Source organism: Inquilinus sp. (assembly GCF_039594555.1).
Lineage (GTDB): Bacteria > Pseudomonadota > Alphaproteobacteria > DSM-16000 > Inquilinaceae > Inquilinus.
The window spans coordinates 1-11,780 of the sequence record NZ_JBCNNF010000212.1 but is presented as its reverse complement, the minus strand read 5'-3'; the positions used below and the strand labels follow the sequence as shown (position 1 = coordinate 11,780).

Annotated in this window: 11 protein-coding genes; 6 read left to right on the top strand and 5 right to left on the bottom strand. The window is 70.6% G+C overall.

Annotation, left to right across the window (positions count from 1 at the left end; genetic code table 11):
* The 3 genes from ABDW35_RS21465 to ABDW35_RS21455 all read left to right on the top strand — a co-directional run.
* Positions 1–273 (top strand): hypothetical protein (locus tag ABDW35_RS21465; protein WP_343715915.1); only part of this gene is annotated, 273 nt, incomplete at its 5' end.
* A gap of 228 nt (positions 274–501) precedes the next feature.
* On the top strand, positions 502–849 hold the full coding sequence (locus ABDW35_RS21460; protein WP_343715914.1) for a hypothetical protein: 348 nt from the start codon (positions 502–504) through the stop codon (positions 847–849).
* A 79-nt stretch (positions 850–928) separates the two neighbouring features.
* Complete coding sequence (locus tag ABDW35_RS21455; RefSeq protein WP_343715913.1) at positions 929–1,384, top strand: hypothetical protein; 456 nt, start codon at positions 929–931, stop codon at positions 1,382–1,384.
* Between the two features lie 12 nt (positions 1,385–1,396).
* Here the strand turns inward: ABDW35_RS21455 and ABDW35_RS21450 are convergent, their stop codons facing one another.
* The 4 genes from ABDW35_RS21450 to ABDW35_RS21435 all read right to left on the bottom strand — a co-directional run bounded on the left by ABDW35_RS21450 (position 1,397) and on the right by ABDW35_RS21435 (position 8,316).
* A complete protein-coding gene (locus ABDW35_RS21450; protein ID WP_343715912.1) occupies positions 1,397–2,191 on the bottom strand; it encodes an undecaprenyl-diphosphate phosphatase in 795 nt (264 codons plus the stop codon).
* Positions 2,192–2,309: 118 nt separating this feature from the next.
* Positions 2,310–3,764, bottom strand: a complete 1,455-nt coding sequence (locus ABDW35_RS21445; RefSeq protein WP_343715911.1) for a hypothetical protein — start codon at positions 3,762–3,764, stop codon at positions 2,310–2,312.
* A gap of 381 nt (positions 3,765–4,145) precedes the next feature.
* Entirely contained in the window at positions 4,146–7,259 is a 3,114-nt protein-coding gene (locus ABDW35_RS21440) for an efflux RND transporter permease subunit (protein ID WP_343715910.1), read from the bottom strand.
* Between the two features lies 1 nt (position 7,260).
* Positions 7,261–8,316, bottom strand: a complete 1,056-nt coding sequence (locus tag ABDW35_RS21435) for an efflux RND transporter periplasmic adaptor subunit (protein WP_343715909.1) — start codon at positions 8,314–8,316, stop codon at positions 7,261–7,263.
* A 284-nt stretch (positions 8,317–8,600) separates the two neighbouring features.
* Between ABDW35_RS21435 and ABDW35_RS21430 the strand changes: the two genes are divergently transcribed.
* Complete coding sequence (locus ABDW35_RS21430; protein ID WP_343715908.1) at positions 8,601–9,017, top strand: response regulator; 417 nt, start codon at positions 8,601–8,603, stop codon at positions 9,015–9,017.
* 177 nt (positions 9,018–9,194) lie between these two features.
* On the opposite strand, the gene ABDW35_RS21425 is transcribed toward ABDW35_RS21430, so the two are convergent.
* Positions 9,195–10,268, bottom strand: a complete 1,074-nt coding sequence (locus tag ABDW35_RS21425) for a Gfo/Idh/MocA family oxidoreductase (protein WP_343715907.1) — start codon at positions 10,266–10,268, stop codon at positions 9,195–9,197.
* Between the two features lie 102 nt (positions 10,269–10,370).
* Between ABDW35_RS21425 and ABDW35_RS21420 the strand changes: the two genes are divergently transcribed.
* Both ABDW35_RS21420 and ABDW35_RS21415 read left to right on the top strand, forming a co-directional pair.
* Complete coding sequence (locus ABDW35_RS21420) at positions 10,371–11,114, top strand: TlyA family RNA methyltransferase (protein ID WP_343715906.1); 744 nt, start codon at positions 10,371–10,373, stop codon at positions 11,112–11,114.
* Between the two features lie 84 nt (positions 11,115–11,198).
* A partial coding sequence (locus ABDW35_RS21415; RefSeq protein ID WP_343715905.1) for a Dyp-type peroxidase occupies positions 11,199–11,780 on the top strand: 582 nt, incomplete at its 3' end.

Genomic DNA, 11,780 nt, shown 5'->3' with positions numbered 1-11,780 from the left:
CCGCTCCATCTCACCCTGCGGATCGCGGCCGAGGATCCGCCGCTGCGCGAGGGGCGGGTCGAGGACGGCGCCCGGATCGACGGGCTGGAGGCGCATCTCGAGGCGGCAGAGGCCGCCTTTGCCGCCGGCGTGCCGCTGGCGACGGCGTTCCTCGGCCCGGTGCTGGATGACGGCGCCGCGCCGCCGGCCGGCCTCGTCGCCTGGGACCGGCGGGCCGACGCGCCGCTGCCGAAGGACAGCTGGTGCCGGCTGCAACGCCGGATCCGCGGATAAGGCGGAGCGGCCGCGACGCGTCGCGCGGCGGCGCGGATGGAGCGGGTGCGGATCGACCGAGAGGCCGATGCCGGCCTGTCTGTCGAGTCCCATCTGCGGATGCGCCATTCGCCGTGACAGCGGATGCGGGAGGAACCTGATGGCCGGCGCTGCGTTGATTCGTCACGCCGCGGGGGGACGCCGCGACGCCGTCGCAGCGCCAGCCGCGGCCTGATGGAGTGTCAGGTCATGTCTCGGACCCGTCTGCGCCGGCTGGTGCTGGCCGGTGCCCTGGCTGCCGCCGCGGTCGGCCTCGGCGGTTGCTACGCCTATCCGGTCGGCTATGCCGGCTACGACACCTACGGCTATGACGACTACGCCTATGTCGCGCCGAGCAGTTCTTACGTCTATGCGCGGCCCTATGCGTACCGCACCTACTACAACTATCCCCGGTACTATGGACCGCCGCGCTACTACGGCCCGTCCCGGTACTATGGCTATCCGCGTTACGGCTATGGATACCCGCACTACGGCTATCGCGGCTATGGCTACGGCTATGGCGGCTATGGCGCCTACGATCGCGGCAGCCGGCGGTAACAGCGAGCCGCCAATTGCTTTGTGCCCAGCCGCGGGTGGACGTTGCAAGACCGCCCGCGGCCCGATGGAGTGTCAGCTCATGTCCCCGACCGGTCCGCGTCGGTTGCTTCTGATCGGTGCCCTGGCGGCTGCGGCCGGCCTGGGCGCCTGCGTCGCCTATCCGGACGACTACGGATATGGCGGATATGGCGACAGCTACGCCTATAACGACTATGGCTACGGCTATTCCCGGCCGAGCTACAGCTATTACAGCCGGTATTCCTCTCCGCGGAGCTACAGCTACCCGCGGTACTACGGCAGCCGCGGCTCCTACTACTACGACGACCGGGGACGGTACCGGCGCTCGTACTACAGCGGCCGCGATGACGGTTGGAGCGACGGCAATCGCCGTTACGCCCGTCGCTATGATGACGACAACCGCCGATACGTCCGCCGCTACGATGGTGACAACCGCGGCTACGATCGCGGTTCGTCCCGGGGCGCTTCCCGAAATCCCTACTACTTCTACCGGCCAGGGCACGAGAACGACCGCTGACCGGCGCTCCGGTCAAGCGATCCAGCCCAGCGCCGCCGCGCCCAGCAGCAGCGCGCCGAAGACGATCCGGTAGATCGCGAAGGCGGTGAAGCGGTGCGTCTGGATGTAGCCCAGCAGCCACTTCACCGCGACGAAGGCGGTGATGGTCGAGACCACGAAGGCCACGCCCAGTGCCCCCCAATCCTCATGCGCGCCGCCCTGCTTGAACTGGCCATACAGCTCATAGGCGCTGGCCGCGTACATGGTCGGGATGCCGACCAGGAAGGCGAATTCGGTGGCCGCGGCGCGGTTGCTGGCGCCGGCCAGCATGGCGGCGAAGATGGTCGCCGCCGAGCGCGAGGTCCCCGGGAAGATGCCGGCCACGAACTGGGCCAGGCCGACCACAATCGCCACCAGCCAGGTGATCTTGTGGCTGTCGGGCAGCTTCGCCGCCTGCTGCTCGGCCCAGATCATCCAGATGCCGCCGACGACCAGCGCGATGGCGATCGGCAGGATGTTCTCCGGCAGGGTGAAGCCCGCCTTCTTGGCGGCGAGGCCCAGCACGCCGGTGATGACGAAGGCCAGCAGCAGCCGGATGCCGTAGCGCCGGTTTTCCGGCCGGCGCCAGCCGAGGATCAGGTCGAAGATCCGGCGCCAGTAGATGATGGTCACGGCCAGGATGGCGCCGGCCTGGATGACGATGTTGAAGGTGTCCGAGCGCTCGCCCAGCCAGTGCTCGGCGATGATCAGGTGGCCGGTCGACGAGATCGGCAGGAACTCGGTGATGCCCTCGATCACCCCGAGGATGATCGCGCTCAGATAGTCCAAGTCAGTGCTCCGGGGTGAAACGGGCCCGCCTCGCTTGTGAACGAAGCCGGCGGGTTTGGGAACCCGGCTTGAACCCGCGGCGCAGGTTAAAGTTTCGTAACCCGCCGCCAGCGCGGCTTCAGCGGCCGGCCGGACGCACGGTGCCGCGGCGGATGGCGATGGCGTCGAAGGCGGGGTCGCGCCCGGCCCGGTAGTCGACGAAGGTGAAGCCGGTCGGCATGGTCGGCGACAGGTCGCCCGCGGCGACGCCGTAGACGTAGTTCAGCCAGAAGCAGCGTCCGATCTGCGCCAGCCCGCAGCCATGCTCCCAGTCGTGGAACGCGCTGGCGTAGCGGATCGAGAGGCCGGAATTCGGCAGGCTCATCCGTCCGCCTTCCGCCCAGAAGGCCGAGACATCGCCCATCGGCCGGCCGACGATCTCGACCTCGCCCTGGGCGAAATGCTTCAGCCGGGCCAGGGTGGTGATGGCGGCGGAAAAGGTGTCGGGCCCGGTCAGGACATAGATCTGCCCGTCCGGCCCCAGCGCCTCCGGCAGGCGCCGGGTGAACTCGGCCGTCAGCTCGTAATTGCCGCCGGGGTTGGCGCGCAGGTCGATGATCGCCGCCCGCGGCCGGCGCCGTGTGGCCTCCTCGATCACCCCGGTCAGGAACTCGGCCAGGCTGCTGCCTGGATCGTCGCTGACGCTGCGCAGCTCGACGAACAGGGTGGCGGGGTCGGGATAGGCCTGCCAGTAGGACCGGTCGCCGTTCTGCAGGTACAGCGGCAGGACGTCGGCTCCGGACAGGACATGGCGCCAGGGGCCGTCATCCTGCGGCAGCGTACCGGGCAGCAGGTCCAGCGCCGGCCAGCGCACCGCGCCCTCGCCGCGCATCGGCGGCCGCGGATCGGCGGCGACGTCGCGGGTGACCCGGCGGCCATCGGCCAGCTGCAGCTCCAGCGTGGCCGCGTCGGGCGACGGCAGCAAGCCCAGCGCGTGCAGCGCCGCCGGGGACGAGATCAGGTCCACCGACAGCAGCCGCGCCCGGCTGTCCCGGCCGCCGACATAGGGGCGCAGCGTGCCGGCCAGCGCCTCCGGCGCGTGGCCGCCCAGGGCCAGCACACGCGCGCCCAGCAGCTCGGCCAGCGCTTCCCGGGCCGAGACGACGTAGAGGCCGTCATCGAACCAGACCAGGCGCAGCGGCAGCGTGTTCAGCGACCGGCCCATACTGACGCCGCGGACATAGGTGTGGCCGTTTCCGGCCAGGGCGACGGCCCGGGTGACGCCCAGCTCGAACCGGGCGTCGTCCAGCCCGCCGGGCGCGGCCGCCGAGGCCTGCGCCGCCAGCGCGTCGATCTGTTGGTTGAACGCCGAAAGAGCCTCCGGCGAGAAGCTGCGGTCGATCTCGGGCAGCTGGCGCAGCCGCTCCAGGTCCTGGCGCTGCGCCTTGGCGCGGCTGCCGGGCGCCGGCGCGTCGGCCGGCGACAGCGACGGGTAGTTCGGCCGGATCACGGCCAGGTAGGCGGCCCCCGCCGCCGTTCCGGCCGCCACCATCAGCGCGGCCCCGATCCAGGCCGCGATCGCCCATCGTCTCATGGTTGTTCCCCGCCGCTTCGCCGGCCGGTCCGGCCGGCAGGGCAGGCTTTGCAACCGCTGTGCCAGGAGGCCGCAGGGCTGATTTTGCGTCGGCTATCGACAGCATTCGCATGTCGCCTTTTAAGTCCCCCCTCCCCTTGCGGGAGGGGGATAGGGGGAGGGGGTTCTCTCGGCTCGGGCCGGCCCAGACCACCTCTGCAAACCCGGCACGCACGTCAGATTCCGGGCCCTGCGCATTCGCGCGCGGACGCGCGCAGACCCCTCCCCCTGCCCCCCGCAAGGGGAGGGGGGACTTAAGAAATTCAGTCGGATGATGTGTGACTCTGGCAGCGCAAGCTACGCAACTGGGGCGAAAAATCCGCCGTGCTTCGGCGGATTCTCCTACTCCGCCGGCGAGCCCTCGCTGCGATGGACCAGCAGCTGGCGCTCCAGCTCCTTCGCCGTGCGGCTGGCGGGCGCGGTGTAGCGGGCCAGGCCGCGATAGATCACAGGCACCAGGAACAGCGACAGCAGGGTCGAGACCATGACGCCGCCGAAGATGACGACGCCGATGGCCTGGCGCGATTCGGCGCCGGCCCCGGTGGCGATCGCCAGCGGCAGGGCGCCCAGCGCGGTGGCGATCGAGGTCATCAGGATCGGCCGCAGTCGGGTCGCCGCGGCCTCGCGCACCGCCTCCAGCACCTCCAGCCCCTCGTCGCGCAGCTGGTTGGCGAACTCCACGATCAGGATCGCGTTCTTCGCCGTCAGCCCGATCAGCATGACCATGCCGATCTGGGTGTAGATGTTCACGGTCATGCCCAGCAGCGCGACGGAGCCGAGCGCGCCGAAGATCGCCAGCGGCACGGTCAGCAGGATGGTGACCGGGTGGACGAAGCTCTCGAACTGTGCCGCCAGCACCAGGAACACGATCAGCAGCGCGGTGCCGAAGGTGATGTAGAGCGAGGCGCTGCTCTCCAGGAACTCGCGGGTGTCGCCGTCCCAGGACAGGCGCGCCTCGACCGGCAGCACATCGGCGACGGCGGCGCGGATCTCCGTCACCGCGTCGCCCAGCGTCGCGTCGTCGGTCAGGCTGGCGGTGAAGGTGATGGCGCGAACACGGTCGAAGCGGCCCAGGCTGGCCGGGCCGGCGACGTCCTGCAGCTTCACCAGGCTGGTCAGCGGCACCAGCGTGCCGCCGGAGGCGCGGACGAAGATGTTCGACAGGTCGCGCGGCGTCTGCCGGTCCTCCGGCCGGGCTTGCAGCACCACGTCGTATTCCTCGCCGTCATCCTCGTAGCGGGTGACGGCGACCGACCCGAACATCGCCTCCAGCGTCTCGCCGATGGCGCGGATCGAGATGCCGAGATCGGCGGCGCGGTTGCGGTCGATGGTGACGCGCAGCTCCGGCTTGGTCTCGTCGTAATCGGCCTGCAGGTTGCGCAGCACCGGGGAGTTGCGCAGCCGGTCGTCCAGCTGGTCGCGCCACTGCGCCAGCTGCTCATAGGTGTTGCCGCCGATGACGAAGCGCACCGGGGCGCCGGAGCCGCGGGCCAGGCCGCTGGGGTTGATGGCGACGGCGCGGATGCCGGGAATGCCGGCCAGCCTGGCCCCCAGCTCTCGCACCACGTCCTGCTGCGACCGGGTGCGCTCCTCCCACGGCTTCATCTGGCCGACCACGGTGACGCGGTTCACCCCGGTCGGGCCCCAGGCAGGCGCCAGGATGGCCAGCAGGCGAGTCACGTCCTCCGCCTCGACATAGGGCGCCAGCGCCGCCTCGATCCGCTCGAGCTGCGCCGTGGTGTACTCCATGCTCGAGCCTTCCGGCCCGGTGGCGCTGATCACCACCCGGCCGCGATCCTCGGTCGGCACGAATTCCTGCGGCAGGCCCTGCAGCAGGGCGACGGCGCCGAGGCTGAGGGCGACGGCGATGGCGCAGACCAGGATCGGCGCGCCGAGCGCGAAGCCGAGCGCCGCCTTGTAGCCGCGGTTCAGCAGCTCGAAGCCGTGCTCGGTCACCTTGTGCAGCCAGGTCTCCTCGTTGGCCGGCCGCAGCAGCCGGCTGCACATCGCCGGCGTCAGGGTCAGCGCGATCAGGGCCGAGAACAGGACGGAGGAGGCGACGGTGATGCCGAACTCGCTGAACAGCCGGCCGATATTGCCCTGCAGGAACGAGATCGGCACGAACACGGCGGTCAGCACAGCGGTGGTGGCGACCACGGCGAAGCCGATCTGGCGCGAGCCGAGATAGGCCGCGACCAGCGGCGGCTCGCCATGCTCGATGCGGCGGCTGATGTTCTCCAGCACGATGATGGCGTCGTCGACCACCAGGCCGATCGCCAGCACCATGGCCAGCAGGGTCAGCACGTTGATCGAATAGCCCAGCGCCGCCAGGATCATGAAGGAGGCGATGATCGACACCGGCACCGCGACCGCCGGGATCAGCGTGGCGCGGATGCTGCGCAGGAACAGGAAGACGATGCCGATCACCAGCGCCAGGGCGATGCCCAGCGCCAGGAACACCTCCTCGATCGACTTGTCGATGAACACGCTGTCGTCGGAGGAGACCTCGATCCGCACATCCGGCGGCAGCGACTGACGCAGCGTGTCCAGCGCGTGGCGCACCGCCTCGGCCACATCCAGGGTGTTGGCGGTGGACTGCTTGACGATGCCGAGGCCGATGGCCGGCTTGCCGTCGGCCCGGAAGCCGCTGCGGTCGTCGCGGGGGCCGACCTCGACCCGGGCCACGTCGCCCAGCCGCACCAGGGTGGTGCCCTCGCGGCGCAGCACGATACGGGCGAACTGCTCCGGCGTCGTCAGCCGGGTGTTGGTGCGTACCGTCAGCTCGCGGTCGTTCGATTCGACCCGGCCCGACGGCAGCTCGACATTCTGGGCCTCCAGCGCGTCCTTGACATCCTGGGCCGTGACCCGCCGCGCCGCCATGGCGTTGCGGTCCAGCCAGACGCGCATCGACGGCTGGCGCTCGCCGCCGATCGTCACCTGGGCCACGCCCGTCACGGCCGACAGCGGGTCGACGACATAGCGCTTGGCCATGTCGCTCAGCTCGATCGCCGAGCGGCCGTCGCTGGTCAGTGTGGCATAGATGATCGGGCTGGCGTCGCTGTCGACCTTGCGGATGATCGGCGCGTCGGCGTCGTCCGGCAGCCGGCCGATGACGCGGCTGACGGAATCGCGGACGTCGTTGGTCGCGCTCTCGACATCGCTCTCGACATTGAACTCCAGCCGGACGCTGGACCGCCCCTCCTGGCTGGTCGACCGCAGGGTGCGGATGCCGGCGACGCCGGATACGCCCTCCTCGATGATCTGGGTGATCTGGCTCTCGATCACCTGGGCGGACGCGCCCTCATAGGTGGTGGTGATCGAGACGATCGGCGGGTCGATGTTCGGGTATTCGCGGACCGTCAGCCGCTGGAAGGCAAAGGCGCCCAGCACCACCAGCAGCAGGCTGACGACGACGGCGAAGATCGGCCGCTTGATGGCGGTATCCGACAGGACCATGTCAGGACGCGGCCGGCGCCGCGCCGGCCTCCTGCACCTTGACCGGCAGGCCGTCGCGCAGGCGCTGCGTGCCCTCGACCACCACGGCGTCGCCGGCGGCCAGGCCGGACAGGATCTGCACCTCGCCGCGCAGCCGCGTGCCCAGCGTCACCTCGCGCCGCACCGCCCTGCCGTCGACCACCAGATAGACGAACTGCCGGCTGCCCTGCGGCACCAGCGCCTGCTCGGCCACCAGCAGCGCGGCCGGATCGGTCGACAGCTGCACCCGCACGGTCATGAACATGCCCGGGCGCAGCAGGCCCTCGCGGTTGTCGACCTCCGCCACCGTGGTGACCGACCGGGTGGCCGGGTCGATGCGGGTATCGACCGAGGTGACGGTGGCGGTGAAGGCGCGATCGGGATAGGCATCGCTGCGGACCTCCAGCGCCACGCCGGGAGCCAGGCGCGGCAGCAGCACCTCGGGCAGGTTGAAGTCGATCTTTACCCGGCTCAGATCGTCCAGCGTCACGATTGCGGTGCCGGGCGACACCAGGGCGCCCGGGCTAACCTGGCGGATGCCCAGCGTTCCGGCGAAGGGCGCGACGATCACCCGCTCGGCCAGCCGCGCCTTCTGCGCCGCCAGCGCCGCGGTCTTGACCGCGAGGTCGGCGCGCAGCGTGTCGAGCTGGGCCTGGGCCATGTTGCTCGACTTCGACAGGGCCTCGCCGCGGTCGAGCGACTGGCGGGCGTTGCGCAGCTCGGCCTCGGCCGAGGCCACGGTCGCCTCCAGCTCGGCGCTGTCCAGCCGGATGATCGGGGCGCCGGCGGCGACGATCTGGCCGTCCTCGAACTCGATCCTGTCGACGATGCCGGTGGTCTTGGCGGTGATGGTCACCGCCTCCCGCGCCCGGGTTGTGCCGACGGCGTCCATCGCCTCGGTCACCGTGCCGGTGCGCACCGGGGCCAGGATCACCGGCACGGCCACGGGCCCGCCATGCGGCCCGGTGGCTCCGTCGGCCTGGAACGGCGCATAGCGCCACACGCCCGCCGCCGCTGCCGCGAGCAGGCCGACCGCCACCAATTGTTTCCACGCGCGCATGCGTCCGCGAAGCCCCCTTCCGTCCGCGCACCCGTCCTTACGGGCGCATTCTACTATCAATCGCCCGTTTCTTGTTTGTGAATGCCGGGCTGTGTTCTTCACGGCACAGGCCGGAGATTCCGTCGCACCAGCCCTGCGCGAGGGAACAGGCCACGAAATCCAGTGTTTATGGCGATGATATGACGAGTTCAGCCGCTGCGACACAGCGGCCCTGGAAGGGACCCGGAGAACGGCTCCTGCACGGCCGGCCCGGGACGGGTGGAATGGGACTGCTCTACAGCGAAGCGGAGGACGCGGTCGATCTGCACGGCCGCCGTATCCTCATCGTCGAGGACGAGCAGATCGTGGCGCTCGACCTAGAGCTGACGCTCCGGACCTGGGGCGGCACGGTGGTCGGCCCGGCGACGACGGTGTCGCGCGCGGTCGAGATGGCGCGCAGCCAGACGATCGACGGCGCCATGGTCGACCTCAATTTGTCCGGCGCGGCCGCCTTCCCGGCGGTCGACATCCTGCTGCAACGTGGCGTGCCGGTGATCCTGGCCACCAGCTATCCGCGGGAAAGCCTGCCGGCCGCCTACCGCAACCTGCCGATCCTGCCGAAGCCCTACGACCCGCGCCGTTTCTCGGGCCTCGTGCAGTCGATCTTCAGCACCCGCTCCGGCGAGGCCAGCATCCACTGACGGCCGGCTTGATCAATCATTGATCTGATCGTCATCCCGTGCGCGCTGCGGTGCGGAGTACCGCTGCGCAGACACGGGATCTCGCGCAATCCGGAGAGAGAGCCCGGGTCTGCAGCGCACCACTTCGTGCTGCGCCGCGCCCGGGATGACAGGCAGGGTATCGCTGTCGAGGTTGATTCACCTGGCCCACGGCTGGGTCTCGGTCCGCACTGCTTCTCCCGACGCCTTCGCCGCCGCGATCGACAGCGCCAGATACTGGTCCTGCGCCGCCCGGGCGAAGCCGTAGATCTCCTCCCCGGTCTCGACATAGCGCGCCATGCCGGCCAGGCAGGCGCCGACGGCGATCTCGTCGTCGTTCAGCCGCGCCCCGGCGAAGGGGTTGCGGTACACCCATTCCGCCCCGGCCTGGATGCCGATCAGGTGATGGCCTCGGATGTTGGCGTATTGCCCGGCATCCTGGCGCAGCAGGCGCAAGGTCACCGGCGTGCGGTGGTCCGCCAGATATCGCAGCTCATCATCCTTGATCTCGCCGCGTTCGCCGCGCACCAGCAGGCGCGCGCTGCGGATCCAGTGGTGGTACTGGTCGCCGGTGAAGTCGAACACCGCCGACCGGCTGCCGAAATCCAGCGTGGCAATGGTCTGCTCCGACTGGGCGATGCGCTCCTCCGCCGGCGGGCCGGCGCGGGTCGGGCCGGCGATGATCGGGGCGGTGAAGCCCTGGGCCCGGATGGTCGCGTTCTCGAAGCCGAGGCCCAGATAGGTCCGGATCAGGCTGGTGCCGTGATAGCCGTGCGCCACGGCAACATGGGCGTGGCTCGGCGTGCCGATGCGGCCGGCGGCGATCAGCGCCAAGCGGGCGGCATGAGTCGGCTGCAGGAAATACTGCTCGGCCACCTGGATGCGGGCGCCGCCCTGCACCAGCGCCCACAACCGCAGCAGGCCTTCCATATCGGGCGCCGGCGGCGTCTCGGTCAGCACCGGCTGGCCGGCGGCGGCCAGCTCGGCGATCACGCCGGGGGCGGCCGGCTGCGACACCGACACCACGGTGAAGCGCGGCCGGGTCAGGCGCAGCAGCGCCTCGACGGTGCGGAAGGTCGGCACGCCCCATTCCGCCTCAACGGCGGCGCCGCGGGCCGGGTCGCGCACCACCACGCCCTCGACGCGGAAGCGCTCGGGCAGCGCGCGGGCGACGCGCAGGAAGAACTCGGTGCGCCAGCCGGGGCCAACGATGGCGAAGCTGCAGGCGGGCATGGGCGGATTCCTTCCCTCGGGGAGACTCGGGAGCCGGATCGGAATCTCACCCCGGAACCGCAAAGGGTGTAAACCGCATCCGACGGGATGTCGGAGGGATCGATGGCGAAGCGGCCGCGGGCGGATCTGGTGCTGGTCGAGCGCGGCCTGGCGGAAAGCCGGGCGCGGGCCCAGGCGCTGATCCTGGCCGGTCTGGTCTATGAGGGCACGAAACGGGTGGAGAAGCCGGGCGACGGCGTGGCGCAGCCGGAGGCGTTGACGGTGCGCGGCCGCGACCATCCCTGGGTCAGCCGCGGCGGGCTGAAGCTGGTCAAGGGCCTCGACCATTTCGGCATCGACCCGACCGGCCTGACCGGCCTCGACGTCGGCGCCTCGACCGGCGGCTTCACCGACGTGCTGCTGAACCGCGGGGCGGCGAAGGTCTATGCCGTCGATGTCGGCCACGGCCAGCTGGCCTGGTCGCTGCGCCAGGATCCGCGCGTGGTGGTGCTGGAGCGGACCAATGCCCGGCACCTCGACCGGACGCTCATCCCCGACCCGGTCGGCATCGTCGTCTGCGACGCCAGCTTCATCGGGCTGGAGACGGTGCTGCCGGCGGCGCTGGCCCTAGCGGCCCCGGGCGCCTGGCTGGTGGCGCTGATCAAGCCGCAATTCGAGGTCGGGCCCGACCGCGTCGGCAAGGGCGGGGTGGTGCGCGACCCGGAACTGCACCGCGAGGTCTGCGACCGCATCACCGCCTGGCTGGCCGCCCGCCCCGGCTGGCAGGTGCTGGGCGTGACCGAAAGCCCGATCACCGGCCCGGAGGGCAATGTCGAGTTCCTGATCGGTGGCCGGTTCGAGGGATAGGGTGCTGCCGGCGACATCGGCTCTGGACGGCAGCCCCGCGGGGCGGCTGTAATCCATCCGGGGGAACCGGGTGGAGCAGCTGCGATGTCGGGGAAGAACTGGGACCGGGTGCCGATCGACGCCCAGAGCATCGACGCGCCGCTGTCGCGCGCGGCCGTCTTTCTTGTGGTCACCGTGGCGGACAGACCGGAGGCCCTCGCCACGGCCTGCTCGGTGCTCGACGGGCTCGACGACCTGGTCAAGACCGTCGGGTTCCGCGACCTGTCCGGGCGGCTTTCCTGCGTCGTCGGCCTCGGCCGCGATTTCTGGGATCGTCTCACCCTCGACCGGCGGCCACGGGAGCTGAAGGCCTTCGCGCCGATCGAGGGGCCGGTCCACACGGCGCCGTCGACGCCGGGCGATCTGCTGTTCCACATCCGGTCCGAGCGCCCCGACCTTTGCTTCGAGTTCGAGCGCATCCTGCTCGACAGCCTCGGCGCCGCCGCGACCGTCGTCGACGAGGTCTCGGGCTTCCGCTATTTCGACGCGCGCGACCTGCTGGGCTTCGTCGACGGCACGGCCAATCCGGCCGGCCTCGACCTGCCCGCCTCGGCGCTGGTCGGGGACGAGGACGCCGATTTCGCCGGCGGCAGCTATGTCGTCGTCCAGAAGTACCTGCACGATCTC